The 24,003-nt window shown below is 64.8% G+C and carries 29 protein-coding genes; 8 read left to right on the top strand and 21 right to left on the bottom strand.

The window, feature by feature from the left end; all coding sequences use genetic code 11:
• Window position 1: 1 nt before the first annotated feature.
• From BLW08_RS23765 to BLW08_RS00095, 11 genes are all read right to left on the bottom strand, one after another.
• Window positions 2–2,218, bottom strand: coding sequence for a flagellar hook-length control protein FliK (locus BLW08_RS23765; RefSeq protein WP_091322668.1), 2,217 nt, complete (start codon window positions 2,216–2,218; stop codon window positions 2–4).
• Window positions 2,218–2,883 carry a C40 family peptidase gene (locus tag BLW08_RS24230; protein WP_090820518.1) on the bottom strand — a complete coding sequence of 222 codons (666 nt, stop codon included), beginning with the start codon at window positions 2,881–2,883 and terminating at the stop codon, window positions 2,218–2,220. Before BLW08_RS24230 ends, BLW08_RS23765 begins: the two co-directional genes overlap by 1 nt.
• Window positions 2,880–3,305 (bottom strand): flagellar FliJ family protein, encoded by a 426-nt coding sequence (locus BLW08_RS00135; RefSeq protein ID WP_091322667.1) that lies wholly within the window; start codon window positions 3,303–3,305, stop codon window positions 2,880–2,882. The genes BLW08_RS24230 and BLW08_RS00135 overlap by 4 nt, the downstream gene beginning before the upstream one ends.
• Window positions 3,302–4,630, bottom strand: coding sequence for a FliI/YscN family ATPase (locus BLW08_RS00130; RefSeq protein ID WP_091322665.1), 1,329 nt, complete (start codon window positions 4,628–4,630; stop codon window positions 3,302–3,304). The genes BLW08_RS00135 and BLW08_RS00130 overlap by 4 nt, the downstream gene beginning before the upstream one ends.
• On the bottom strand, window positions 4,627–5,250 hold the full coding sequence (locus tag BLW08_RS00125; protein WP_091322664.1) for a FliH/SctL family protein: 624 nt from the start codon (window positions 5,248–5,250) through the stop codon (window positions 4,627–4,629). The genes BLW08_RS00130 and BLW08_RS00125 overlap by 4 nt, the downstream gene beginning before the upstream one ends.
• Window positions 5,240–6,268 carry a flagellar motor switch protein FliG gene (gene fliG, locus BLW08_RS00120; RefSeq protein WP_090820526.1) on the bottom strand — a complete coding sequence of 343 codons (1,029 nt, stop codon included), beginning with the start codon at window positions 6,266–6,268 and terminating at the stop codon, window positions 5,240–5,242. Before fliG ends, BLW08_RS00125 begins: the two co-directional genes overlap by 11 nt.
• On the bottom strand, window positions 6,265–7,899 hold the full coding sequence (gene fliF, locus BLW08_RS00115) for a flagellar basal-body MS-ring/collar protein FliF (protein WP_091322662.1): 1,635 nt from the start codon (window positions 7,897–7,899) through the stop codon (window positions 6,265–6,267). Before fliF ends, fliG begins: the two co-directional genes overlap by 4 nt.
• Window positions 7,899–8,213 (bottom strand): flagellar hook-basal body complex protein FliE, encoded by a 315-nt coding sequence (locus BLW08_RS00110; protein ID WP_090820530.1) that lies wholly within the window; start codon window positions 8,211–8,213, stop codon window positions 7,899–7,901. The genes fliF and BLW08_RS00110 overlap by 1 nt, the downstream gene beginning before the upstream one ends.
• Window positions 8,213–8,605, bottom strand: coding sequence for a flagellar basal body rod protein FlgC (locus BLW08_RS00105; protein ID WP_090820532.1), 393 nt, complete (start codon window positions 8,603–8,605; stop codon window positions 8,213–8,215). Before BLW08_RS00105 ends, BLW08_RS00110 begins: the two co-directional genes overlap by 1 nt.
• Window positions 8,605–8,946: a flagellar basal body rod protein FlgB gene (gene flgB / locus BLW08_RS00100; RefSeq protein WP_090820720.1), complete on the bottom strand. Its 342-nt coding sequence runs from the start codon at window positions 8,944–8,946 to the stop codon at window positions 8,605–8,607. The genes BLW08_RS00105 and flgB overlap by 1 nt, the downstream gene beginning before the upstream one ends.
• A gap of 203 nt (window positions 8,947–9,149) precedes the next feature.
• On the bottom strand, window positions 9,150–9,842 hold the full coding sequence (locus BLW08_RS00095) for a cyclodeaminase/cyclohydrolase family protein (protein ID WP_091323270.1): 693 nt from the start codon (window positions 9,840–9,842) through the stop codon (window positions 9,150–9,152).
• A 113-nt stretch (window positions 9,843–9,955) separates the two neighbouring features.
• Between BLW08_RS00095 and BLW08_RS00090 the strand changes: the two genes are divergently transcribed.
• Window positions 9,956–11,185, top strand: a complete 1,230-nt coding sequence (locus BLW08_RS00090) for an amidohydrolase (RefSeq protein WP_091322660.1) — start codon at window positions 9,956–9,958, stop codon at window positions 11,183–11,185.
• Here BLW08_RS00090 and BLW08_RS00085 read toward each other — a convergent pair.
• From BLW08_RS00085 to BLW08_RS00070, 4 genes are all read right to left on the bottom strand, one after another.
• A complete protein-coding gene (locus tag BLW08_RS00085) occupies window positions 11,182–11,463 on the bottom strand; it encodes a hypothetical protein (protein WP_091322659.1) in 282 nt (93 codons plus the stop codon). The two genes, BLW08_RS00090 and BLW08_RS00085, sit on opposite strands and share 4 nt — an antisense overlap.
• Window positions 11,453–11,908 (bottom strand): flagellar export chaperone FliS, encoded by a 456-nt coding sequence (gene fliS, locus BLW08_RS00080; RefSeq protein ID WP_091322657.1) that lies wholly within the window; start codon window positions 11,906–11,908, stop codon window positions 11,453–11,455. The genes BLW08_RS00085 and fliS overlap by 11 nt, the downstream gene beginning before the upstream one ends.
• Window positions 11,909–11,911: 3 nt before the next feature.
• Window positions 11,912–13,297 (bottom strand): flagellar filament capping protein FliD, encoded by a 1,386-nt coding sequence (fliD, locus tag BLW08_RS00075; RefSeq protein WP_091322655.1) that lies wholly within the window; start codon window positions 13,295–13,297, stop codon window positions 11,912–11,914.
• Window positions 13,298–13,424: 127 nt separating this feature from the next.
• Window positions 13,425–14,261, bottom strand: a complete 837-nt coding sequence (locus BLW08_RS00070; RefSeq protein ID WP_254779604.1) for a flagellin N-terminal helical domain-containing protein — start codon at window positions 14,259–14,261, stop codon at window positions 13,425–13,427.
• A gap of 237 nt (window positions 14,262–14,498) precedes the next feature.
• Here BLW08_RS00070 and BLW08_RS00065 point away from each other — a divergent pair, with 237 nt between their 5' ends.
• The 4 genes from BLW08_RS00065 to BLW08_RS00050 are packed head-to-tail and all read left to right on the top strand — an operon-like array spanning window position 14,499 to window position 17,717.
• Window positions 14,499–14,981 (top strand): flagellar protein FlgN, encoded by a 483-nt coding sequence (locus BLW08_RS00065; protein ID WP_091322653.1) that lies wholly within the window; start codon window positions 14,499–14,501, stop codon window positions 14,979–14,981.
• A gap of 31 nt (window positions 14,982–15,012) precedes the next feature.
• Window positions 15,013–16,446, top strand: a complete 1,434-nt coding sequence (flgK, locus tag BLW08_RS00060) for a flagellar hook-associated protein FlgK (protein WP_091322651.1) — start codon at window positions 15,013–15,015, stop codon at window positions 16,444–16,446.
• A 3-nt stretch (window positions 16,447–16,449) separates the two neighbouring features.
• Window positions 16,450–17,337: a flagellar hook-associated protein FlgL gene (gene flgL / locus BLW08_RS00055; protein WP_091322649.1), complete on the top strand. Its 888-nt coding sequence runs from the start codon at window positions 16,450–16,452 to the stop codon at window positions 17,335–17,337.
• Complete coding sequence (locus BLW08_RS00050; protein WP_091322647.1) at window positions 17,334–17,717, top strand: flagellar assembly protein FliW; 384 nt, start codon at window positions 17,334–17,336, stop codon at window positions 17,715–17,717. The genes flgL and BLW08_RS00050 overlap by 4 nt, the downstream gene beginning before the upstream one ends.
• A gap of 71 nt (window positions 17,718–17,788) precedes the next feature.
• Here the strand turns inward: BLW08_RS00050 and BLW08_RS00045 are convergent, their stop codons facing one another.
• The 3 genes from BLW08_RS00045 to BLW08_RS00035 all read right to left on the bottom strand — a co-directional run bounded on the left by BLW08_RS00045 (window position 17,789) and on the right by BLW08_RS00035 (window position 19,428).
• Entirely contained in the window at window positions 17,789–18,001 is a 213-nt protein-coding gene (locus tag BLW08_RS00045) for a hypothetical protein (protein ID WP_090820548.1), read from the bottom strand.
• Between the two features lie 89 nt (window positions 18,002–18,090).
• The gene (locus BLW08_RS00040; protein ID WP_090820550.1) at window positions 18,091–18,948 is read right to left on the bottom strand and encodes an aldo/keto reductase; all 858 of its coding nucleotides are present in this window, start codon (window positions 18,946–18,948) and stop codon (window positions 18,091–18,093) included.
• 69 nt (window positions 18,949–19,017) lie between these two features.
• Window positions 19,018–19,428 carry a (R)-mandelonitrile lyase gene (locus BLW08_RS00035; protein ID WP_091322645.1) on the bottom strand — a complete coding sequence of 137 codons (411 nt, stop codon included), beginning with the start codon at window positions 19,426–19,428 and terminating at the stop codon, window positions 19,018–19,020.
• 101 nt (window positions 19,429–19,529) lie between these two features.
• On the opposite strand from BLW08_RS00035, the gene BLW08_RS00030 reads away from it, so the two are divergent.
• A complete protein-coding gene (locus tag BLW08_RS00030; RefSeq protein ID WP_091322644.1) occupies window positions 19,530–20,417 on the top strand; it encodes a helix-turn-helix transcriptional regulator in 888 nt (295 codons plus the stop codon).
• Here BLW08_RS00030 and BLW08_RS00025 read toward each other — a convergent pair.
• Entirely contained in the window at window positions 20,409–21,389 is a 981-nt protein-coding gene (locus BLW08_RS00025; RefSeq protein WP_091323267.1) for an NAD(P)/FAD-dependent oxidoreductase, read from the bottom strand. The genes BLW08_RS00030 and BLW08_RS00025 overlap by 9 nt on opposite strands.
• A 126-nt stretch (window positions 21,390–21,515) precedes the next feature.
• On the opposite strand from BLW08_RS00025, the gene BLW08_RS00020 reads away from it, so the two are divergent.
• Window positions 21,516–22,103 (top strand): helix-turn-helix domain-containing protein, encoded by a 588-nt coding sequence (locus BLW08_RS00020; protein ID WP_091322642.1) that lies wholly within the window; start codon window positions 21,516–21,518, stop codon window positions 22,101–22,103.
• On the opposite strand, the gene BLW08_RS00015 is transcribed toward BLW08_RS00020, so the two are convergent.
• Entirely contained in the window at window positions 22,100–22,396 is a 297-nt protein-coding gene (locus BLW08_RS00015; RefSeq protein ID WP_090820558.1) for a helix-turn-helix domain-containing protein, read from the bottom strand. The genes BLW08_RS00020 and BLW08_RS00015 overlap by 4 nt on opposite strands.
• A gap of 70 nt (window positions 22,397–22,466) precedes the next feature.
• Here BLW08_RS00015 and map point away from each other — a divergent pair, with 70 nt between their 5' ends.
• Window positions 22,467–23,243, top strand: a complete 777-nt coding sequence (gene map, locus BLW08_RS00010; RefSeq protein WP_091322639.1) for a type I methionyl aminopeptidase — start codon at window positions 22,467–22,469, stop codon at window positions 23,241–23,243.
• 153 nt (window positions 23,244–23,396) lie between these two features.
• Here the strand turns inward: map and BLW08_RS24050 are convergent.
• Window positions 23,397–24,003: HNH endonuclease (locus tag BLW08_RS24050; protein WP_254779603.1), on the bottom strand; the 607-nt coding region annotated here is incomplete at its 5' end.

Below are 24,003 nucleotides of genomic sequence, written 5' to 3'. Positions count from 1 at the left end.
GTCAGACGAGGATGTCCAGGCGGTGTGGACTACTTGGGTCATGGACGACGCCGGGTGGCAGCTGGCGTCGTTGCTGCGGTTGGTCATCGGCACCGTTTGCCCCGGTGTCACTTGAGTGTCGGGATTGGGCGTCCGGATCACGTGATCCCATGCCGGGTCCTGTGCCTTGGCCTGTGCCGTGACCCGTGCCCTGGCCCGGGCCTTGACCAGTGCCGTGGCCGTCCTTGCCGGCGTCGGGCGGGCTGTTGTGGGAAGAGAGGCTCAGGCTGGCCCCTGAATCTTCAAGCCCTCGCCGCAGTTCCGGAAGGATGTGCCGCACTGCCTCCCTGCCTGCATCCCCCGCTGCGAACAACTCGATACGCACCCCTGTGCCATCGATGTGGGCACGGACGGTGAGGGGTCCAAGGTCCTCAGGGGAGACCCGCATCGTCATCACGTGCTCCCCGGGCGCAGCCGACGCCAGCGAGAACAGGGGTGTGGCGAGCTGGGGGGCCAAGGCTGGCTGCGGGCTGGACTGAGGGGTCGTCGGGGGTGTTGGTGTGAGTGTGGGCGTGAACGGCAGGATGGGCGCTGGCTGCGCAGTTGGGGGCGGGGTTGTGTGTTCGGGCTGTGCCGGTACTGGTTGTGCTGTTGGGGGCGGGGTAGGTACTGGTTGTGCCGCCCCGGGCTGTGCTGGTGCGGGCTGTGCGGTGTGCTCGGGCTGAGCTGCCGGGGCCTGCGCGGTGAGTGCCGACTGCACTGGTACGGGCTGTGCTGCTGCGGACCGCACTGGTACGGCCGGTGGTGCCAGAGGCTGCGCTGGTACGGGCTGTGCAGTGAGTGCCCGCTCCGCGGTGAGTGCCGACTGCACTGGTACGGGCTGTGCTGCTGCGGACTGCGCTGCTGCAGAGTGTACGGTGATTTGGGCCGGTTCCAGGGCCTGGATCGCCCCCGTCTGTTGAGTTCCCTGCGGATTCGACGGCAGCAAGGGTCCGGCGTTCAGGGAGCCATCGAGGTGGGCCGGCGACACCTGGCCACCACCGGCTCCTCCATTCCCTGAAACCCCAGAAACCTCTGAAACGGTCTGAGCACCGACGGGCACTCTCGAATCGCCGGAGACAGGCACCGCCACGGACAGCCCAGCGGCCGTAGTCACGCCCGCGTTCCCAATGGCGGACACCCCAGCGGCCCCAGGCACGCCCGCATTCGCACGGACGGTGTCGACGCCCTGCGCGTCGCTGCCCGGTTCGGAGGTTCCCTGCCAAACGAGCCGTTCCAACCCACGAACCGGCAGCGAGGCATCGAAGTGGCCCGGCGCCGAGATTTCGGAATCAGGGTTCAGGTTTGCCGGAACTCCACCGGCGGGAGGGATTGGTGCAGCAGTCTGAACAAACGGAGCAGCCACCCCAGTCACACCATCCGCAACGCGAGCCCCAGCTACGGGGACTGCAGCGGCCAGGTCTGGATCATCATCATCATGCTCGGGTACTCCAGCAACGTCCGCCCCGAGCACACCCGATCCGGGGGTTCCCTGCGGAGAAGACGGTAGGAAGCGTCGAATGGGCAGCGAACCATCGAAGTGGGCAGAAGACCCACCCTCGCCGACCCCAAAAACACCGGCAACCCCAGACCCAGCTGCTTCCCCAAGCTCACGGGCGGCCCCAGGCCTACCCGCATCCCCAAGCGCACCGGCAGCCGCAGCTACGCGGGCAGCCGCTTCCCCAAGCTCACGGGCGGCCCCAGGCACACCAGCGTGCCCAGCTTCGCCCGCCCCGGGACCACCCGGTTCGGGGGTTCCCTGCGTAGTGTGCCGATCCAGCCAACGAATGGGCAGCGAACCATCGAAGTGGGCAGAAGACCCGCCCTCGCAGGCCCCAAAAACACCTGCATCCCCAAGCACACCGGAATCCCCAGACCCAGCCGCATCCCCAAGCGCACCGGCAGCCGCGGCCACGGCCACGCGGGCAGCCGCTTCCCCAAGCTCACGGGCAGCCCCAGGCACACCAGCGTCCCCAACTTCGCCCGCCCCAGGACCACCCGATTCGGGGGTTCCCTGCGTAGTATGCCGATCCAGCCAACGAATGGGCAGGGAACCATCGAAGTGGGCAGAAGACCCTACCTCGGAAGCCATCACAGCTTCGAAGGCCCCAGCACCCGCACCCGCACGACCAGCAGCACCACCAGCACCCGCAGCGCCAGCACCCACACGCGAGCCGCCACTCCCAACCAGCGGCTGCATCACGAGCCCCCGGCCGGTACGATCCGGCGAATCGACGTCAGGTTGGAGTACTTCTCCCAAGCATCCCGGATTTGGATGGTCTGGCCCGGCACGGGAGCATCGATGGCCTTGCCGTTGCCCAGATAGATGGAGATGTGTTCGCCGCCGTAGCTGACCAGGAGGTCGCCAGGCTTGGCCTCCGCCAAGGAAGCGACGGGCGTGCCCTTCTGCATTTGGTCGCTGACTACGCGCGGCAGCTCTACCCCAAGATCCTTGAAGACCCTTTGGACAAAGCCGGAGCAGTCCATGCCCACTGCGGGGTTGGTGCCACCCCAGACGTAGGGCACTCCGATGTACTTTTTGGCCGCTGCCACCACGGCGTCACCCGACACCGCGCCACCGCTGGCTCCGACGGCCGCCGCCCCCGAGGTCGGCGTCGTACTTCCGGCAGCCGGGAGCAGCGACCCCAAGCCCGCAGCACTCAACCCGGACGCCAGCGAAGCGGACGACGACGAGGTCCCCATCGCGCTGCTCAGCGCAGAAGCAAAGGACGCTGCGTCGGCCGCGGACGCGGCGCTGACCGAGGAAGAAGAGGACGAGGCAGCCGAAACACGCGCCCCCTGGGCCAGCTGCTGCAGCGAGGCTTCGATGGTTTGAATCCGCCCAATGGCGTCGGTCATGCTCATGAGGTGGCCTTCCTGTGCCAAGCGGTGGAGGCGATTTCATCCAGGACGCCTTGCTCAGCGCGGAGGGCGGAGGCGGCGTATTCGGCGTCGTGCCGGACTTCGAGCTTCTCAAGCCCCACAGCGCGACGCTTCGCTTCCGTGTATTCGGCGCGGGCCTCGGCAGCATCGGCCTCGGCGCTGGCGGCCAAGGCCTCAAGCTCTGCCAGCATGCTCTGCGAGGACGCGCGCGCGGCCGCGATGGCCAGCAGAGAGGCCGAGTCGCCGGGCCGCCCGGCGGAATCCGCCAATGCTTCGCGGGCTTCGGCCCGACGCACCCGCAACGATGCCGAACGGGAGTTGGCCGCGGCCAACCCGCTTTCCGCGGACTTCTGTTCGGCCTGCCGCAGCCTCAAGAGTCCGGCCAAGGAGAATTGTCGGTTCACGCGGCTCCTTCAAAGTGTCCAAAGTGCGCTGAGAGTCGGGACAGCCCAGCCCAGGACTGGCTGTGGGGAGTCGATTCGCCCATGCCCTGCCGCAGGAACTGGTTGATGGCGCCCTCGTGATCCAAGGCAGCGTCCACCAGCGGGTTGCTGCCGTGCCGGTACGCGCCCACATCGATCAGGTCCTGGGCACCCCGCCGCGCCGCCAGGACCCGCCGGAGCGTGACGGCGAGCGCAGTGTTGTCACGCGCGTTCACTTTGGATGCCACGCGCGACACCGAGCCCAACACGTCAACAGAGGGGAAATGCCCCGTGACGGCGAGTTTCCGGTCCAGGACCACGTGCCCGTCCAGGATGGATCGCGCGGCATCGGCGATGGGTTCGTTGTGGTCGTCACCGTCCACCAGCACGGTGTAGATCCCCGTGACGGAGCCCGTTTCCGCGGTTCCGGCGCGTTCCAGCAGCCTCGCCAGGACAGAAAAGGTGGAGGGCGGGTAGCCGCGTGTGGCGGGCGGCTCGCCTGCGGAGAGGCCGATCTCGCGCTGGGCCATGGCCACGCGGGTCAGGGAGTCCATCATGAGCACCACGTCCTTGCCGGCTTCGCGGAATGACTCGGCGATGCGGGTGGCGGTGACCGCTGCTCGCAGGCGCATGAGGGCTGGTTCGTCGGAGGTGGCAACCACCACCACGGAGCGGGCAAGTCCTTCGGGTCCCAGGTCGTCTTCGAGGAATTCGCGGACTTCACGGCCGCGCTCCCCCACCAAGGCGATCACTGACACTTCGGCGTCGGTTCCCCGGGCCACCATGGACAGCAAGGAGGACTTTCCCACGCCTGAGCCAGCGAAGAGGCCCATGCGTTGGCCGCGCCCCAGGGTGGTCATGGTGTCCAGCACGCGCACTCCGGTCTGCAGGGGCGTGTCGATGCGTGCCCTGCTCATGGCCGACGGTGCTTCCTGGTCCAGGGGCACCATGCGGGACACGGGAAGCGGGCCCTTTCCATCGATGGGCCGGCCCAGGGCATCCAGGACCCGTCCGAACAACCCGGCGCCGGTGGGCACCAGCATGGGAGTGCCTTTGGCCCGCGCGGGAGCCCCGGCGGCGACACCAGTCAACCGGCCAAGGGGCATGCACCGCACGGCGCCACTGACCGAGGCCACTACTTCGGCGTCGAGCGTTTCACGGCCCGCGCCGACGGTAACGAGCTCGCCTACGGCACAATCCAGCCCTGCAATTTCCAGTCCCAGGCCCAGCACGGAGGTCACGGTCCCTACCCGCTGCGGGGCGGCGGCAGCCACAGCTGCACGGAAGCGCTCCGTGTGGGGCCTCACGCCCCGGCTCCCAGCAGGGCCTGCTTGGCCCGTTCAAGCGCGGCACCGATTCGCGCATCGATCCACCCGTTCGGATACTCCCCGACGGCGTCACCCGGGTTCAGCGTGGCATCGGCCTGCAGTTGCACCCCCGCGATGTCTGCTGCGCCGGCGGCCTTCAGAACTTCGAGGTCACGCGGGTGGAGGCGTACCGCGGTGACACGTCCGACGCCGGTGCTGCCGCCACCTTGCGTTCCAAGGGCACGTTCCAGCGCGGCGTGCGCGGTGTTCTCTCCCCGGGCAAGTTCGTAGCCAAGGATTGCTTCGGCAAGCTCCATGGAGCCGGCAGCCAGCACATCCTGCACGTCTGCCACAGCGACTTCCTGGCGCTGCTGCGCCGCGCTGGCTGCCGCCTGCAAAAGCTGGAGCGCCCGCGCCAAAGCCGAGCGCTCGGCGTCGAGCATTTCCTCATGCTCACGCCGCAAGCGCTGTTGGAGTTGGAGCTGCTGGGCCGCGGCGGCTTGCATCCCTGCGGCGTAACCGGCGGCATGGCCTTGAACGAAGGCGCGATCGGGTTCGCCGGACCGGTCGGGCGCGCTGACAGAAGGAAACGTGACGCGGGTGACGTGCTCAGTAGACAAAGTCGTCCTCGTCCCCGCGCCGGACCACAATGGCACCTTCGGCTTCGAGCTCGCGGATGGACCGGACGATCTCAGCCCGGGCTTCCTCAACCTGCGAGGCACGGACGGGACCGGAGGCGGCCATTTCGGATTCGAGGATTTCCAGGTTGCGGCCGGACATGTTGGCGCGGACGGTGTCCAGGACCACTGGCGGGGCACCCTTCATGGCCACGGCCAGGACGTTGGCGCTGACCCCGCGGAGGATTTGCTGGATGTCCCGCGGCTCCAGCTTCACGATGTCCACGAAGGTGAGCATCCGCGCGCGAACCTCGGTGGCGAGCTCCGGATCCAGCGTGCCCAAACCATCCAGGACGGAGCGTTCAGTGTTGACGTCGGAGCGGTTGATGATGTCCACCAACGGCTGTATGCCGCCGACGACCTCGTTGGATTTCCGTTGCGACATCACAGCACCAGCCCGGACCTTGAGTGTTTCAGCCACGATGCCCACCGCTTCCGGAGACGCCGAGCCCATGGTGGCGATGCAGCGGGCAACCTCGATCCGTTGCACGTCTCCCAGTCCGGACATCACTGCTGAAGCTTTGCCCGGCCGCAGGTGGGCGAGGATCAGTGCGATGGTTTGCGGCAGCTCACCGTCGATCAGCGCCAGGATCTGGCCGGGGTCCATCATTTCCAGGAACTCGAAGGATTTTCCGGCCATGGTGGACGCCAGGCGGTCCATGAAACCGGCGGCCTTGTCAGCACCGAACGACGCTTCAAGAAGTCCGACGGCGAATTCCTGGCCGCCGCGGGCCGTGCGGCGGCCGCTGACGGCCAGTCCGTGGAACTCGTTGATGACGTGGTCTGCCACCACCGACGACACGCGGCGGAGCCGAACGATCTCGGCGGCGATGTCCTCCGCTTCGGATTCGGAGAACTGCGCCATCACGGCGGCGGCACTGCTTGGGCTCATCTGCATGAGCACCACCGCTACCTTTTGGACTCCGTTCAAGGCTGAGGCTTCCGGGACGGCATGGCTCATACGGATTGCCTTTCATCCATGAGTCCGCGCAGATATTCAGCTGTGCGGGCAGGGTTGTCCGCCACCATGGCCTCGATCTGTGCTCGCTTCAATTCGCCGTCCAAAGCGTCCGAGCCCGGGAGCGGCAACGCGGGCGTGGGCTGGATGGGAGCCGGGGGCTGGATGGAGGTCAGTTCGATGGCGGTGGTGGCCGGCCCGGTCAAGGCTGGGGTGGGGATGCCTTCCGGGAGGGCGTCGTAGGGATCCCGCTCGCCAAGGTCCACGGGCTCCCGCCGCTGGCGACGCTTCAAGGTAATGAGCACCGCGACGATCAAGGCGATGGCGGCCAGCATGATGCTGCCGGCGAGGATGAGCGTGTTCATCAGCGCAGCGTCCTTGGCAGCTTCCGCGTCTGCTTGGGCGGCGCCCAGGGCTTCAGCGGCTTTGTCTGCGGCTACTGTGCTGAACGGCAGCACTTCCACCGTGACGACGTCGCCCCGCTCTGCATTGATCCCGGCCGCTGAGGTGACCAGGGCGCGCACCGAATCCACGTTGACGCCGCCTGCCGCGGCCTGGTTGATGGCCACGGAGATGGTCTGGCGTTTCACGGCGCCTTGCGGGATGGTGCGGTCTTCAGTGACCTTGTTGACGGCGTTGTTCTTGGTGGTGTCGCTGGAATCGTAGCTTCCGTTGCCGTCGGTGCCGCCCGGGACTGCGATGTTGTCCGGGCCGAGGACGCCCGCAGCTCCGCCGCCGGTTCCGGTGTACTTTTCGGTTTTGGTGGACTCACTCAGGGCCGGGGTGTCTGCGGCGGGCGTGAAGGTTTCGCTGCGCTGCTGGGCGGATTCAGCGGTGACGTCTGCGGCGACGGCCACTGTTGCATTGCCGGGTCCCACCACGCTGTCCAGGACTGCACGGACGGCGTCGGAGGTGCGTTGTTGGTAGTCGGAGGCCTGCTTTGATGAAGATCCGGTGGCACCGCCGCCCACCGTCGAGAGGACGTTTCCTTGCGAATCGACCACGGAGACATTGGTGGGCTTCAGGTTTTCGATGGCCGCAGACGTCAGGTGCACAATGGCCTGCACCTTGTCAGAAGAGAGTGTTGTGCCGGGCTGGGTTTCCACGAACACGGAGGCCGTGGCCTCCGGTGCAGTGTCCACGAACACGGACTTCTCAGGGATCGCGAGCCTGACAGCGGCGCTCTTGACGCCCTCCATGGCCTGGACCGTGGTGCTCAGTTCACCTTCCAGGGCACGCTTGTAGGTGACCGACTGCTGGAATTCGGAGGACGTGACACCCAGTTTGTCCAGCAACGAATATCCGGTGGCAGCAGCTGACGGGAGTCCGGCGGCGGCGGCCTTGAGCCGTTCGTCGTAGACCTTGTCCTCGGGGACCAGGATGGTGGACCCACCGTTGCTCAGCTCGTAGGGGATGTTGTCCTTGCGGAGCTGCTCCACGATGCTGTTGGCGTCCGTGTCCTTCAACCCGGAAAACAGCGGCGAGTAGGCAGGCTTCCCCAACCAGGCCGTCAGCGCGACGCCGCCAAGAACCAGCACGGCCACACCCAGGATCGCGAGGGTCCGTTGGGCGGGCGAAAAAGCTTGGATTCCGCTGCCAAGTTTGCGGAAGAACTGGGTAATCCCGGGTGGCATCAGGCCTGCATCCTCATGATCTCGTTGAACGCGTCAATACCCTTGTTCCGGACGGCGGCCACCAGTTCAAAGGTGACCTGTGCGCGCGTCGAGGCAAGGGTGGCTTTGTGGATGTCATCCAGATTGCCGGTGACCGCGGATACCGCCAGTTCCTTGGACGTTGACTGCAAGGACTGCAAATTGTCGACGGCGCCTGTCAGCGCGGCGCCAAAGTCGCCGCCTGTGGTGGCCGCTTGGGAAGCCCCGACGCTCCCCGTGCCGACGTAGCCGGTGCCTGTGACACCCTGGATCGCTTCAAGGGGGCCCAAAGCCATCAGGATTTTCCTATCTCGAGGGCGGCCAGGTACGTTTCGCGTGCCCGATCCACCACCTGGGCGTTGGCCTGGTAGCCACGCTGGGCGATGATCAGCGTGCCCATCTGCTCAGCCATGTCGATGTCCGGGTAGCGCACATTGCCGTCCGCGTCAGCCAGGGGGTGGTCCGGCTGGTAGACGATCCGGCCTTCTCCGTCCCCGAGGGGTGTGCTCTTGACGTAGACACCATCACCGTTGTTTCCCTCGGCCGCCTCCACATAGCGTGCGCGGAAGGCCTCGCCATCGGTGCGGGAGGCGTTGTTCATGTTGGCGAGGTTGTCCGAGACCGCATCCAGCCATTTGCGGTGGACAGTCAGCGCGGAGCCCGCGATTCCTATGGCATCGAACGTCATCAGTTGGTCCTCAGCGCGGTGCGAAGGGAGGTAAATTCTCCGGCTGCGGCCCTCGAGGCGAACTGGTAGCGCAGCACGGTGTCGATGTTGGAGAGGGTTTCGGTATCCAGGTTGACGTTGTTTCCGTCGGTCCGGGTTGGCTCATCGGACGGGGAGATCGTGGCATTCACGTTGCCATCGCCGGAACGCACCGAGGCCGCCAACTGATCCTCAAAGGAGACCCTTTTGGCGTGGTAGTTGGGTGTATTCACATTCGCGATGTTGTTGGCAATGGTCCGCTGGCGCAAGGAAAGCGCGTCCAAGGCGCTGGCCAAGGCGGCGGAAGTCACGGATTCAAGCACAAAGTCCTGCCTGGTGGTGTCGTAAGGCCAATCCGTGGCCATGCATCGAGCGATCCCTGCTCAGGAACAGCTATCGGCCAGGTACCACACCACGTTAGGAAAATCAGCGGACTAATTTTGCAAACGTTGTGCGCACTTAATATTCGGCCGTTGCGTGGCCCGATCTGCGCCCTTTCCCGGGGAATTGGCACGCATACCAGGCCTCACAAGCCGTCCGTCGGCGCAGCCTTGTGGTCCACGCTTGCCGTCAGCTCGTCGATCCGGTCCAGGGCGTTGCTCAGCCGGCTGACGGTGTCCCACAGATGCGGGTGGTCTTTCCGGACCTCCTCCAGGTCGGCGCCGGCAGACGTGAGCGATGAGAGGTCGAAACTGACATTGGTGCGGGCCCCGGCTATCGCTGCCCGCAATGCTCCACAAGCCACCACCACGTCCGCAATCAGCGCCGGGTTGCCATGGGAGGCAAGCCACGCCAGGTCCTTTATGGCTTCGATCGCCCGCTCGCCCAGCACGGCGGAGGCCTTCGCGGCGGCAACGGATGCACGATGAATCGCGTCGTCCCGCTCGGGCCCCGGATCAAGCCGAAAGGCGGCACCGAATGCTGTGGAGGCCTCGGCGTCCTGGTCAGCCAATGTGAGCGCAGTTTCGCGCAGCGCCCGCGCCCGTGCGTGAACGTCTGCCAACCCGGCCTGGTCACCCTCTGTGTACCCCGCCACCATGGACGTCAGGGACGCGGCGATGGCCAGCATCACCCCTGTCCCCGCACCGCCGCCCGGGGACCCAGTGGATTCGGCTAGGGCCCGCGTCCACTCCTCAACTGTGGATCCTTGCGTAGAAACCGTGGATCCTTGCGTAGTAACTGTGGATCCCTGCGTAGAAACCTTCCCCGCATCGTTCATGCCACCCAGTGTGCCCGGGATTCCCAGGCCGCGCAGATTTTCGTGTGGATACAGCAGATTTTCGTGTGGATACACTGGCCAGACCTACGGTGTCGAAAGAAAAGGGCAAACCCATGACCATTGACCTCGAAGAGCTTTACAAGGACCTGCACACGAACCCTGAGCTCTCCTTCCAGGAAGTCCGGACCGCCGGGATCGCCGCGGGACACCTTGAGAACCTGGGCTTCGCCGTGCACCGCAGTGTGGGAAAGACCGGAGTGGTGGGTGTCCTGGAAAACGGCCCTGGTCCGGTGGTCATGCTCCGCGCTGACATGGATGCCTTGCCCGTCAAGGAATCAACGGGCCTGGACTACGCCAGCACGGCTGTCGGCGTCGATCATGACGGCAAGGACGTTCCGGTGATGCACGCTTGCGGGCACGACGTCCATGTGACGTGCCTGGTTGGCGCAGTCGAAACGCTGGCCACCCAACGCAACGAGTGGCAGGGCACCCTGATCGCCGTCTTCCAGCCGGCTGAAGAATGGGGTGGCGGCGCGCAAACCATGGTCTCCGACGGTCTTTATGACCGGGTGCCCACACCAGACGTCGTCCTGGGGCAGCACGTGGCACCCTTCCCCGCCGGATGGTTTGGCGTCCGCTCCGGTGTCACCATGGCATCGGCAGATTCCCTGAACATCACCTTGCACGGCCAAGGCGGCCACGGGTCCCGGCCCGAAACCACCGTGGATCCTGTGCTCATGGCCGCGGCAGCCACTGTTCGTTTGCAGGGCATCGTTTCCCGTGAACTCGCAGCCAGTGATGCCGCCGTGGTGACCGTTGGGCAAATCCATTCCGGGACCAAGAACAACATCATCCCGGAAACGGCGACGCTGGGACTCAGCGTGCGTTCCTTCAACAATGCCACCCGGGACAAGATCCTTGGCTCCATCGAACGGATCGTCCAGAGCGAAGCGACCGCCTCAGGAGCACCCAAAGAACCGGAGTTCCACTACGAGGAGCATTTCCCGCTGACAGTCAACGACGCCCCGGCTGCCGACAGGATTGCCGCAGCATTCAAGGCCAAGTTTGGCCACAACCAAGTGATCGATCCGGGCCCCGTCTCCGGCAGCGAGGACGTCGGAGCCCTGGCCACGGCGGCCGGCGCTCCCTTGGTCTTCTGGTTCCTGGGTGGGGCTGATCCTGCCCTCTTCCAGGAGTGGGCCACCACCGGCCGGCTCCCGGAGGACATCCCCTCCAACCACTCGCCCTACTTCGCTCCGGTCATCCGGCCCACCCTGGCCAAAGGATCGGAAGCGTTGGTGACGGCAGCGCGGGAATTCCTCGGGAGCACTGGCACGAGCTAACCGCGTACGTCCAGCAACAGCGGCCGGTCCGAAGCCGCGCCCGACGGCACGGCGTCGATGGCACCAAGCTGCGTGCCGGCGTCGTGCCTTGCGCGTTTAAGGATGGCCACGGCATCCGCCTGGGCGTCCAGAACGCGCCGGGCACGGTCGGCCAGCGCCGCAGGCAGCGGGCCAGCGTCCACAGGAGGCGTCCACAGCGGGACGATGCCACCGGAAACGGCCAAGGCGATGTCCCGTTCAAAGCCGTCCAATATTGCGGACCACGTGTCAGGCGACACCGAGGGCCCTGCCGCTGGCAACAGGAACGGAAGCAGGAACAGCAGCGGCAGGCGCATCGGCCGGCAACTGTGCTGCGGCCTCATGCCAGCCCTGCCGCAGTGGTTCAAGGAGCTCGATGCATTCCTTGGTCCGCTCCACATCGCGGTAGATGTTGGCACCAATCAGGGCTTCCATGGAGTAGTCGTAGATGCTCGCCAGTGAGGCCGCCCCGTCCCAGGCATCGGTCCGCAACGTGGACCGCAGCTCGGCGACGATCGCTTGGGCGTGCAACAAGTTTTCCCGCGCAACGTCCCAGTTGCCGTCATCCTGCGCCAGCTGGGCGCGTTTGAGGTCCAGCAGGAGCCGGTCGTACAGCATGGTGAGCAGCCGCGCCGGAGGAGCAGACAGGACGGCGTCATCGTTGTACCGGGAGAGTTGCTGCGCGCGGAGTGCACTGTAGGTCATGGCTTATTCTCCTGTGGACTGCTTCGAGAGACTGGAAATCTGACCGGACAGCCACGCCGACTGGGATTGGAGCCCACCCAGCATCACTTCCATGTTGGTGTACACGGCCTGGAGGGTGGCGCGGCGGGTCACCAGGCGCTGGTCCCAGTCGGCGATCCTGTTACCCAGGTCCCGGACCTCGGATTCGCGGCCCTTGATCAGCCCGGAGACGGACCCGCTGTAGGGGTCGGCGGCGGCCTTGGCGGCGTCCGCAACACGGGTGGCGAGCCCTTGCACGGCAGCCTGGGCGGCGGCCGGGTCCGCGGCGAGGGCTTTGGAGAACTTCTCCGCGTCGAAAGTGAAGTCGCCCGCTTTGGTGATATTGATTCCGTACTCGGCGGGCGATTTCCCGTTGATGGGACGCGACAACGCGGCAAGAACTTGATCGTTGACGGCGCGAACGGTGCTGTTGCCCGTGAAGATACCCGCCTTGGGCACGGTGGCGCCCTTGGCGTCGGTGGTCTTGGACACTGCCGTGTAGATGGCAATGAAACCCAGGACGTCGTTGACGGACTTGACCAGGTCTTCGGCCTTCTTGGTAATGCCGGGGACGTCGCTTGCCACCGTGATGGTCACCGGGCCGGCGGATACGGCCGTAGCCGTCACTGATACGCCCGGGAGCACGTCCGCGAAGGTGTTGGTCCCTGACGTCAGTACCTGGGCGGCCGGCGTCCCTGCATACAGTGTGGCTTTGGCGTCCTGGGCGGACTTCACGACGGCGGCGCCCGGGTCCGCCATCAGATCCTCCGCAGTGCCTTCGGTGACTTGGGCGGCGGTTCCCCGGTAAACGGTGAAAGCACCAGCCTCGCCGGGGGCGGTGGCCGTCAGTTGCAGGCGGTACGAGCCGTTGCCTGCGGGGACTTTGACGGCTTGGGCCCCGCCGGACGCGGCGTTGATTGCCGAGACCACGTCATCCAAGGAAGTGCTCGCTGGCGCAATTTCGGTCTTCTTACCCGTGGAATCGACAATCGCGAGCCGGGCGGGGGCGCCGCCGCCATCCGTAGGCCAGGAGGACATTGCCGCCGTGACGTTGACCTGGGTCTGGGCCAGCTGCGTAACGGTCAACTCGATCGATCCGGCAGCGGCCGTCGTCGTGGTTTTCGCTGTGATGGAGGGTGAGCTGCTGGTGGCCGTGAAGAGGTTCAGGGCGCCTGCGGCGGCGTTGCCGGAGGCCAGGTCCTTCAATGCGGTGAGCTTTGTGTTGAAGGACTGCAGCGTGGAAATGATGGTCTGGTTGGACGCCAGCTTGGTCTTGAGCTGGGTTTGCGGCAGGGCTTCGACGGACATCAGCGAGTTGATGATCGCGGTGGTGTTCAGGCCGCTGGCGAGGCCGTCGATGGCAGTTGCCACGGGTGTCCCTTCCGGATGATGTGTACTACGAAAATGTCCGACGCCGGCCGGCCGGTTTTATGGGGCCCGGCCGGCCGTCGTCGATTAATGCGGTCAGTCAACTCATGCGGTTAATTGCTGTGAAGGCTTAGCGCAGGAGGGACAGAACGCCCTGGCCGGACTGGTTGGCCTGTGCCAGCATTGCCGTACCGGCCTGGGACAGGATGTTGGCCTTGGTGTACTTGACCATTTCAGCTGCCATGTCCGTGTCCGCGATGCGGGACTGGGCTGCCTGCAGGTTTTCACCTGAGACGTTCAGCGTCTTGATCGCGTGGTCCAGACGGTTCTGGTTTGCGCCAAGGTCCGAACGCTGTGCCGACACAGCCGTGATCGCAGCGTCGATAGCAGTGATGGTGGTCTGCGCAGCGGCGTTGGTGGTCACGTCGAAGCCCGTGGCGCCGGTGGCCGAGGACAGGGTGCCGGCAGCCGTTGCGACGTCGCCGAGGTTCACGGCGATGGTGTCGTTGGCCGTACCAGCGGTGCCAACCTGGATGTTCTTGGAACCACCCTTGAGCAGGTCGATGCCGTTGAAGTTGGTGGACTGCGTGATGCGGTCCAGCTCCTTGCCCAGCGAATCGGCTTCATCCTTGATCGCGTCACGTGCTGCCGTGTTGTTGGTGTCGGATGCACCCTGGACTGCGAGGTCGCGCATGCGCTGCAGTACGGAGTGAACCTCGCCGAGGGCACCTTCAGTGGTCTGGATGAGGCTGATGCCGTCCTGGGCGTTGCGTGCGGCAACCGCGGAGCCGCTCACCTGGGACTTGAGGCCTTCCGAGATGGCAAGGCCGGCTGCGTCGTCTGCAGCACGGTTGATGCGCAGGCCGCTGGAGAGCTTCTCCATCGACTTGGACAGGGTGTCCTGCGTGGCGTTCAGGTTGCGGTACGCGTTGTTCGCCATCAGGTTGTTGTTGATCTGCATGCCCATGAAAATTTCCTCCGTGATGTGGACTTACTGTGCGGCAGCCCATCCGTGGGCCGCCATACCCCACTATCGACGGCCCCCTGCGGACCCGTTAGGAAAAATTCAAAGGAAAAGAATCCGCGCTTTACGGGGCCATGCCGCCTAACGACGGACCACGAACGGCCGATAGCTAAAGGGGAGTTGGCGGGAGGTACGCCATCACAACCGCACCCATTCCGACCAGAACTGGAGTTGACCCCCGTGGCCATCCATGAACTGTCAGCCCTGCTGTGGCGCGAGCGCGAACTTCTTGATCTCCTGACCTTCAAGCTCGAAGAAGAGCAACTGCTGTTGACCGCCGGCAAGTCCCGATGGTTGCCGCACGGTACCCGGGAAGTGGAACAGGTCCTGGACCGGGTGTCCAAAGCCGGGCTCGCCCGTGCCGTCGAGATCGCGGCAGTGGCGGATCAGTGGGGCGTCTCGGCGGACTCCTCACTGGCTGAGCTGGCCGCGGCCGCACCGGATCCTGCCTGGGCTGAGGTCCTTTCGTCCCACGTGTCGGCCATGCGTCAGCAGACCGCAGCCATCAAGGAACTTCGCGATGCCAACGAGCAATTCCTGCGCGCAGCAGTCCGCTCCACCCAGGAAACCCTCGCCGACCTGAAGCCAGCAGCCGGCACGTACGACTCCCATGGCCGGACCGGGGAATCGTCGGCCGCCCACCTCGTCGACCGGCAATTCTGACCCGGCGGTTGGACCAGCAAAGGACATTTACGTGAGCACTTTCGGCGGACTCAACACGGCTTACCGTGGACTCACCGCAGCCCAGCAAGCCATTAACCTGGCCGGGCAAAACATCGCCAACGCCACCACCGCCGGCTACACCCGGCAACGGCTGGAGCAGTCTGCCATCGGCGCGCCCCGTCCGGTGGGCCTCAACCCGGCCGCCGGTCAAGCCGGTCAGGGCGTCTCCATTGACGGGATCGCGCGGCTGGGCAGCAGTTTCCTCGACGCCGGGGTCCGCAACACTGCGGCCCAGTCCGGCTTCGCAGGGATCCGGTCCACCGAATTGCAACGACTTGAGGATGCCCTGCAGGAACCCGGGCCACACGGAATTTCGACGGCGTTGCAAACCTTTTGGGCGTCATGGCAGGGAGTCTCCAACCACCCGGGCGAATCCGCTCCGGCGTCGGTCCTGCTGGAAGCGGCCACCACGCTCAGCGCAACTGTGTCCGCGGGCTATAAGGCCTTGGATGCGCAGTGGTCCCGCGTCCGGGGTGAGGCGTCAGCCACCGTCGATGAGCTCAACGCCGTGGCCGGTCGTGTTGCGGACCTCAACGCAACCATCCGTTCCGTGCTGGCTTCCGGTGGCTCCGCCAACGAACTCATCGACACCAGGAACCAGATGACCGAGGCCATCGCAGCATTGGCTGGTGGAACTGTCCGCGAAAACGCCGACGGCACCGCTGACGTGCTGGTCGGGGGAAACGCCTTGGTCTCCGGGACCTCGCACCGGGAACTGAAACTGGCGGGCCAAACCTCCATGAGTACGGCCGGGCAGCCGGTACAGCTGGAGTGGGCGGACTGCCCGGGCGTCGCAGTAAACCTCGACGGCGGACAACTCGCCGGAGCGGTGTCGCTCCTGGCCCCCGCGGCCGCCGGAAGCAAGGGAGCAGGAACGGGCGGAGCCATCGCTGAAGCAGCAGCCGCGTACAACGCCTTTGCCACTCAACTGATGAATGACGTCAATGCCGTCCACCGCACGGGGCAGTCCTCCAGTGGAGTGGGTAACCTGGATTTCTTCACCAGCACGCCCGGAGTCCCCGTAGCGCTTTCGCTCCGCGTGGTTCCCACCAGCGCCGCCGGAATCGCCACAGGCGCCGCCGGTTCAGGGCCCCTGGACGGCAGCATTGCAGACGCCCTAGCCCAGATCGGTTCCGGCCCGGGCGCCCCTGACACGTTCTGGGGAGGGGTGGTAGCCGGTATTGGTATGGCGTCCCGGTCAGCCCAGCAGCACTCCCAGTTGTCGGACGCGGCGAGCGTCGCCGCCGTCGGGCAGCGTTCCTCAGGTGCGTCCGTCAGCCTGGACGAAGAAAACGTTGCTTTGCTCGCCAGCCAGCATGCCTACCAAGCGGCGGCCCGCGTCATGACGGCCATCGACGAGGCCCTGGATGTCCTGATTAACCGCACCGGATTGGTGGGAAGGTAAGCCGTGCTCAATCGCGTCACCAACCAGATGATGTCCGCTTCCGCGCAGAGGAACCTCCAGTCGGCACAGTCCCGGCTCGCCGAGCTGCAGGAACGCGCCATGACATTGAAGAACATCAGCCGCCCATCGGACGATCCCGCAGGTGCGGCCCAAGCCATCGCCATGCGCGCACAACTGAGCGCCGCCACGCAGTACGGCTCCAACATCAGCGACGGCAACGGTTGGCTGGCCGCCGCAGACACCGCTTTGGGGCAATCCACCAACATCCTCAACCGCGTGCGGGACCTGGTGGTCCAAGCGTCCAACGGAACGCTCAACGGCACCGCCAAGGAAGCGATCGCCGTCGAGATCGAAGGCTTGGGCAAGGACCTCCTCACGCAGGCAAACACGCAGTATCTGGGCCGCAACGTCTTCGCCGGCAGCTCGGACACGGTGGGCGCCTTCACCAACACCACTCCCCCGTCCTTCCTCGGGTCGGGCGGCAGCTCGGTGGAACGTCGTGTGGATTCGGCGCGGACAGTCCGGGTGGATTCCGACGGCGGCGCGATCTTTGGCGACGGCGCCGGCTCCGTCTTCGCTTTGGTGAGTGACGTCGTCGCCGATATCCGCTCCGGCGCCGATCCCAGCGCGCGGCTGGCCGCGATCGGCGATCGCGTCAAAGCAGTGATCGACGGCAGGTCCGACGTCGGGATGCGGCAGACCCGGCTGGGCCAGGCCCAAGACTCGCTGGAAGGGATGAAGGCTACGCTGGAAACCCAGAGGGCCCGCGTCGAGGACACGGACCTGGGAAAGGCGGTTATGGATTTGAAATTGCAGGAAACCAACTATCAGGTGGCGCTTGCCGTCACGGCCAAGGTGCTCCAGCCAACGCTCATGGACTTCCTTCGATGAGCACGGCATTGGCGTTCGACACCCTGACGTTTGCCTCACCCATGCCCGGTTTGGAGTCCGCTGAGGGCTTCTCCCTGCGCGAGGTCGCAGGCGCGGAAGGTTTGTATGCGTTGGAGATTGTCCAGCCGCGTGTACGTATGTTCGTGGCAAATGCAGCTGTGTACGTGCCTGACTATGCGCCCACCATTCCTGCCTCTGCGCTCGAAGTGCTTGGCCTTGACGCTGTCTCGGAGGTGACGGTGTTGGTGGTGGTCAACCCGACGCCGGAGAAAACCACGGTTAATCTCATGGCACCCATCCTGCTGAACCCGGTGGACGGCGTCTGCGTCCAGGCGATCCTGGATGGAGCCAAGTTCCCGTTGCGGGCAGAGCTGCACTAGCCTCTTTCGGAACGGGGAAAGGCGCTGCACATGCAGCGCCTTTCGTGGTGTCGGTCCAGTCCGGGTTGTGCCTAGACTTTCTCGCGGATGCGGTCGATCTTCGGTTCGGAAACCTCAAATTCCCTGCGACGACGCGCCAGGAAAGTCCACAGTGTTCCTTCTGTCTGCGGACGCTTCCCTGCGGGTGCTTCATCTTTGCTTGCATCAGACGTGTGCGTCTCGGGCTTGCGCGCGGAGTCCTTCTTCGTGCGCCGCTCAAAGTCGTCATAGTACGCGTAGCACATACCAACCTCCTTCAAGGGCTGTCCCTTAATGGTCCTCGCCTTTGGGCGCCACGTCGACTGTTAATTGGTCAGCTGTACCTGCTGGTTGGTCAGCTGTACCTGCGCCCGCCCAACCAGCTCACCATCGCAGGATCCCGGTGGTCGAAGAAGAGGCTGGCGCCGGTGTCGAGGGCCGCGATCAGGCCCATTTGTTCTTCAGTCAACGTGAAATCGAAGACGTCCAGGTTTTGCGCCATCCGCTCGGGCCGGACGGACTTTGGAATGACAACCACGTCCCGTTGGATCAGCCAGCGGAGCACCACCTGTGCCACAGACTTACCGTGTTCCTCTGCGATGGCACTGAGGACCGGGTCGGTGAAGAGGTTGTTGCGGCCTTCAGCGAACGGTCCCCAGGATTCGATCTGGACGCCACGTTCCATCATGAGGTTTTGATCGGAAGCGCGCTGGTGGAAGGGGTGCGTTTCGATCTGGTTGACCGCGGGGACGATCTCGTTGTGGTCGATGAGGTCAACCAAACGGTCCGGGTGGAAATTGGAAACGCCGATTGCCCGGGCCCGGCCTTCCTTGTTGATCTCCTGCATGGCCCTCCACTCGCTGTAGTAGTCGCCCAGCGGCTGGTGGATCAGGTACAGGTCCAGGTAGTCCATTCCAAGCCGGTGGAGCGAGTTGTCGAAAGCGCGCCTGGTGTCCTCCTGGACGTTGCCCGTGGGTGCGTGCTGGATCCAGAGCTTGGTGGTGACGAAGAGTTCCCCGCGTGGTATTCCGCTGGCTTTGATCGCTGCGCCGACCGCCGCCTCGTTGCCATAGGAAGCGGCAGTATCCAGGTGGCGATATCCTGCCGCGAGCGCAGCTTCGACGGCTGCCTGCGTCTCTTCATCGGGGATCTGGAAGACGCCAAATCCCAGGATGGGCATCTCGACGCCGTTGTTCAGGGTGACGTTGTGCATGGGTTTTCCTTCGGAGGTTTGTTTGCTGTAGAGGACTGGTTTTGGAGGGCTGGCTTTGGCGGACTGGCTTTAGACGACGGCTTGTGAAGTTGCTGTGGTGTACTCGACGTCGCTGACAGGCTCCAACCACGTGGCACTCTCACCGTTCAGGTGTTCCACCAGAGCTAGATGGGACATCAGGCTGTCCGGTAATGCGCCATGCCAGTGCTCCTCCCCTGCCGGTGTGTGGACCGTGTCTCCGGGGCGCATCGCGATCACCGCGCCATCCCGGGTCACCACCACTCCGGAGCCCTGGGTGCAGTGCAGGGTTTGACCCACAGGGTGCGAATGCCAGTTGGTGCGGGCGCCGGGCGTGAAGTGCACCAGCGCGGAGACCAGGCTGGAGGGCGATTCGCCTGAATGAAGAGGACTCACATAGACGCGGCCCGTGAATCGTTCCGTCGGGGCCATGGCTGTGGGGGCAACTGGTACGAGTTCCATGCATTCAACACAACCAGCCTTCGGGCGCGCGTGGGAGTGCCTGCTGTGAGGTGTACTGGCAGTTCCTGTTAGAGCCTTGCCGGGCGTCGTAGCGTAGACCCATGGACAACAACAAAGACGTCCGCGATTTCCTCATGAGCCGGAGGGCGCGGATCACTCCCGCGCAGGCCGGGCTGAATGCCTTCAGCGGTACACGCCGGGTGGCCGGGCTCAAGCGCGAGGAAGTTGCGATGCTGAGTGGGGTGAGCACCGAATATTATGCCCGCCTCGAACGTGGCAACCTTCGCGGAGTTTCAGACTCTGTCCTTGATTCGTTGGCCCGTGCCTTGCAGCTCGACGAGGCAGAACGGGCCCATTTGTTGGACCTCGCCAAGGCAGCCGCACCGTCGCGGCCATCGGGCGGGCGCACGCCTCGAGCCGTGGTTCGGCCCAGTATCGAGCGGATACTGGCCGGAATGACCAGCACTCCGGCCTACGTCCGGAACGCCAAGATGGAAATCGTTGCGGCGAACAACCTCTGCTTGGCCCTGTACACCGGTATCCTCAGCCCCACCACCATGCCGCTGAATTTGGCTCGATTCATGTTCCTGGACCCGCGTTCCAAGGATTTCTTTGTGGAATGGGAAGCTATCGCCGACGACTTTGCCGCCGCCCTCCGCGTGGAGTCAGGCCGCCGGCCCCGCGACCGGTACCTGAACGGACTGATCGGCGACCTCGCAGCCGGCAGCACCGAGTTCTCCACCCGTTGGGCACGTCACAACGTTCACTTCCACAGAACAGCCCGAAAAACCTTACGAAACCCGCTGGTAGGCGAGATCGAGCTGACGGGTGACGCCCTGGAGCTCCCCGGGGAAGGCCTCACCGTCATTGCCTACACAGCCGAGCCTGGAAGCCACGCCGAGGAACAGCTGGCATTCCTGGCCAGCTGGACTGCAGACCGGGTGTTCACGCAGAACGCGGAGCTGCGGTCCAGCGGGCCCTCATCGTGATACGGCTGACAGCCGCGCTGCCTCAACAGCCAGCCTTGTCTCCTCGGTCATGAGATCGGCATTGATAACCGCTCCCGCCATGACACCTGATGCAGCAGAGGCCATCACTTGACCCGTGAGGTCGGTGACATTCCCCGCAGCATAGACACCCGGTACGGACGTCGCCCCGCCTTGGGGATTCACAACGACGTGGTGCCCAACGCCCATTGGGTGTTCCGCTGTGGGAACCCCCAGCGATTCCAGCACAGCGGACCGTGCCTCCATTCGAGGCCCGGCTACGACAGCTTCCACGGGAATGACCTTCCCGGATTCCAGGACAACTCCGCTCAACGCGTCGTCAGTCACCTCCAAGGACAACACTTTGCCGTCCACCACGGTGATGGAACGGGCAGCCAGTTGTTCCCATTCTTCTTCAGTCGGCTCCACAACATCGTTCAGGAACAGGGTGATGTCAGGGCTCCACTGGCGGAACAGCAGCGTTTGGTGCAGCGCCATCGGAACCGATCCCAGGATTCCGATTGCCTTGTTCCGGACTTCCCACCCGTGGCAATACGGGCAGTGCAGAACGTCGCGGCCCCAGCGTTCGCGAAGACCTTCCACGTCGGGCAGTTTGTCCACCAGCCCTGTGGTGACCAGTAGACGGCGCGCAACTACGGTCGTCCCATCTGCCAAGTCCACCTCGAAGGAAGGTTCCGAGCCAAACATTGGTGCCGCCGTCGAACGTGCCCCAACGGCCACGCCGTCCACAATGTCCGCACCGTACTGACGAGCCTCCGTGCGTCCGAGTGCCAGCAGTTCCCTGGGATTGATTCCCTCCCGGGACAGGAAGCCGTGCACCCCTGCCGCTGGCGCATTCCGAGGTTCGCCGGCGTCGATCACCAGAACGGAACGCATGGCCCGCCCCAGCGTAACCGCTGCACTTAACCCAGCGGCGCCACCTCCGACGATAACGGCGTCGTATTCCTTTGCCATCCGGGTATTGCCCTGTTCAGTCACTGTGCCTCCATAGGTCTCCAGCGGCGGTCCGCCGCTTCTTCCATGGTTGGACACCACCAGCTTCATCAGCAAGAAAATTTGCCGGTATGGCAAACTGGGCGGATGGCTACAGATTTCAGCACCATGCTCGACGCCGTAGGTCCCCGCTTGCGCGCGATGCGGACTCAACGCACTTTAACGCTCGCGGAAGCGTCCGAAGCAACGGGGATTTCGGTCAGCACACTGTCCAGACTGGAGTCAGGGCAGCGCAAACCCACGCTGGAACTCCTGCTCCCGATCGCGCGGCTCCACCAAGTCCCGCTCGAGGAACTCATCGATGCTCCGGCGACCGGCGATCCCCGCATCCACCTCAAGCCGCACGTTCACGAGTGGGGTACCGCCCTCCCCCTTACGCGCCGGCCCGGCGGAATACAGGCATTCAAGATGGTCCTGAAGAGTGGCACAGGCAAAGAGATCCCACAGCCCCAGTCGCACGAGGGGTACGACTGGATGTATATCCTCAACGGGAAGCTGCGCCTGGTGCTGGGCGAGAACGACTTCATCCTCAAACCGGGCGAGGTGGCGGAATTCGATACCCGGACGCCGCACTGGTTTGCCAGCGCCACGGCAGAGCCAGTGGAGCTCCTTACCCTTTTTGGCCAGCAAGGCGAGCGACTCCATGTCCGGGCCAGGCCCAAGCGTGAAGCTTAGGAGGCCAGCCATTCACGCGCACTGCGCCGCGCTGTTCCCGCGTCCAGCTCAGGTTGGTTGATCTCGGCCCACACCTCATCAAGGGAGAGACCCAGGACATCGGCGATCGCGGCAACGGTGGGAAAAGCGGGGGTCGCCACACGGCCGGACTCGATTTTCCGGAGAGTTTCCGGCGAGACGCGGGCATCCAAGGCAGTCTCCAACATGGAGCGCTCACCCCTGGCGCGGCGCAAAAGAGCACCGAGGCGTTGTCCACGCTCGGCCTCTGCGGGAGTAAGCGGCAGCCTGACCATGGCTCCAATTGTAATACCGGGATAATATGGCCGGGATAGTTATTGGTCATACATGAGAGAAAGGTGCCGCATGATCGAGATCCTGAGCCCCGCCGAGCTGGTCCGCGCGAAGGAAGCGGGGGCCCTGGTCGCCAACATTTTGCACACACTGAAGGGCCGCACCACCGTGGGCACAAACCTCCTGGACATCGACCAGTGGGCAAAGTCCATGATCCTCGAAGCGGGAGCAGTGTCCTGTTATGTCGACTACGCCCCCTCCTTCGGCCGTGGACCGTTTGGCCACTACATCTGCACAGGCGTCAACGATGCTGTGCTGCACGGACTGCCCCGCGACTACACGCTGGCCGACGGCGATCTGCTGACACTCGACCTCGCAGTCTCCCTCCGAGGAGTCGCAGCCGACTCGGCCATCAGCTTCATCGTGGGCGAAACAAGGCCGGCCGAGAGCGTAGCAATGATCGACGTGACGGAACGCGCCCTGCGCGCAGGAATCGCAGCTGCCCGGCCCGGCGCCCGGATCGGAGACCTCTCCTACGCCATCGGCTCAGTCCTGAGTGAGGCGCGATACCCCGTCAACACCGAGTTCGGCGGACACGGCATCGGCTCCACCATGCACCAGGATCCCCACGTACCTAACATGGGACGGCCCGGCCGCGGCTACAAACTGCGCCCCGGATTGCTGCTGGCACTGGAGCCCTGGGTCATGGCCGACACCGCCGAACTGGTGACCGATGCCGACGGATGGACACTCCGAAGCGTGACAGGTTGCCGGACAGCCCACAGCGAGCACACCATCGCCATCACCCACGACGGCGCCGAGATTCTCACCCTGCCCACACTCGTCTAGGTAGGTGCCGACCCGCATCTCTGACGCCACGGCCAGCGGGCACCCAACGCTTGGCCACGACCCTCATGGTCTGGATCTACACGAGAGCTCGTGCCTTGGTATCTACGCGAAGGCTCGCGCTCTGGATCTACACGAGGGCTCGTGCCCTGGGATCTACACGAGGGCAAGGTTCTGCCGTTCCATCGGAGGAGGATCAGAATCGGGCTGCGGCCTGATCTGTGTGGTTGGCGAAGCAAGCGCCTCACCAACATCGCTCGATTCACCCACTTGGCCTCTACTGAGATCCCGCCCCACGGCTAGATCAAAGCCCACGGCACGATCCAGGGCCACGGCACCATCCAGGGCGGTAGCTCGACCCAAGCGCGTAGCACTCGCCAGCCGTACGACTTCCTCCTCAGCCGCTGGACGATCTTTTCCCGGCAGGGGTGGGGCTTTGGATGTGTAAGTGTGGCCGGTGGGTGTGCGGATGTGGAGTGTGTGGTTGTCCTCGTGGAGCGGTTTCGCGGTCCAGCCGGGGTTTTCTTTGGTGTGGTTGCAGGCTTCGCAGAGGCCGGCGCCGTTGGTCAGGGTGGTAACCCCGCCTGTGTGCCAGGGGATGATGTGGTCGATGTGGCGGATGGGCGCGTCGCAGTACGGGGTGCGGCAGGTATCGTCCCGGGTTTCAATGAAGCGTCTGAGTCGTGGTGGGAAGAGCCGGGCTTTGGAGTCCATGCTCAGCAGCTCGCCCGTTCCGGGTGCTGTGTAGAGCCGGCGCAGCCAC

It is taken from the genome of Arthrobacter sp. cf158, from assembly GCF_900106835.1.
Lineage (GTDB): Bacteria > Actinomycetota > Actinomycetes > Actinomycetales > Micrococcaceae > Arthrobacter.
This window is presented reverse-complemented; position numbering and strand designations above follow the sequence as displayed.

Excerpts from the sequence above, each read along its gene's own strand:
- BLW08_RS00070 (WP_254779604.1), bottom strand. The coding sequence starts at position 14,261 with ATGGGCATGCAGATCAACAACAACCTGATGGCGAACAACGCGTACCGC.
- BLW08_RS00035 (WP_091322645.1), bottom strand. The coding sequence starts at position 19,428 with ATGGAACTCGTACCAGTTGCCCCCACAGCCATGGCCCCGACGGAACGA.
- fliF (WP_091322662.1), bottom strand. The coding sequence starts at position 7,899 with ATGCCACCCGGGATTACCCAGTTCTTCCGCAAACTTGGCAGCGGAATC.
- BLW08_RS00025 (WP_091323267.1), bottom strand. The coding sequence starts at position 21,389 with ATGGCAAAGGAATACGACGCCGTTATCGTCGGAGGTGGCGCCGCTGGG.
- BLW08_RS23765 (WP_091322668.1), bottom strand. The coding sequence starts at position 2,218 with ATGCAGCCGCTGGTTGGGAGTGGCGGCTCGCGTGTGGGTGCTGGCGCT.
- BLW08_RS00030 (WP_091322644.1), top strand. The coding sequence starts at position 19,530 with ATGGACAACAACAAAGACGTCCGCGATTTCCTCATGAGCCGGAGGGCG.
- BLW08_RS00020 (WP_091322642.1), top strand. The coding sequence starts at position 21,516 with ATGGCTACAGATTTCAGCACCATGCTCGACGCCGTAGGTCCCCGCTTG.
- BLW08_RS00090 (WP_091322660.1), top strand. The coding sequence starts at position 9,956 with ATGACCATTGACCTCGAAGAGCTTTACAAGGACCTGCACACGAACCCT.
- fliG (WP_090820526.1), bottom strand. The coding sequence starts at position 6,268 with ATGAGCCATGCCGTCCCGGAAGCCTCAGCCTTGAACGGAGTCCAAAAG.
- map (WP_091322639.1), top strand. The coding sequence starts at position 22,467 with ATGATCGAGATCCTGAGCCCCGCCGAGCTGGTCCGCGCGAAGGAAGCG.
- BLW08_RS00110 (WP_090820530.1), bottom strand. The coding sequence starts at position 8,213 with ATGGCTTTGGGCCCCCTTGAAGCGATCCAGGGTGTCACAGGCACCGGC.
- BLW08_RS00045 (WP_090820548.1), bottom strand. The coding sequence starts at position 18,001 with ATGTGCTACGCGTACTATGACGACTTTGAGCGGCGCACGAAGAAGGAC.
- BLW08_RS00105 (WP_090820532.1), bottom strand. The coding sequence starts at position 8,605 with ATGACGTTCGATGCCATAGGAATCGCGGGCTCCGCGCTGACTGTCCAC.
- fliS (WP_091322657.1), bottom strand. The coding sequence starts at position 11,908 with ATGACCTACAGTGCACTCCGCGCGCAGCAACTCTCCCGGTACAACGAT.
- BLW08_RS00040 (WP_090820550.1), bottom strand. The coding sequence starts at position 18,948 with ATGCACAACGTCACCCTGAACAACGGCGTCGAGATGCCCATCCTGGGA.
- BLW08_RS00050 (WP_091322647.1), top strand. The coding sequence starts at position 17,334 with ATGAGCACGGCATTGGCGTTCGACACCCTGACGTTTGCCTCACCCATG.
- BLW08_RS00095 (WP_091323270.1), bottom strand. The coding sequence starts at position 9,842 with ATGAACGATGCGGGGAAGGTTTCTACGCAGGGATCCACAGTTACTACG.
- BLW08_RS24230 (WP_090820518.1), bottom strand. The coding sequence starts at position 2,883 with ATGAGCATGACCGACGCCATTGGGCGGATTCAAACCATCGAAGCCTCG.
- BLW08_RS00015 (WP_090820558.1), bottom strand. The coding sequence starts at position 22,396 with ATGGTCAGGCTGCCGCTTACTCCCGCAGAGGCCGAGCGTGGACAACGC.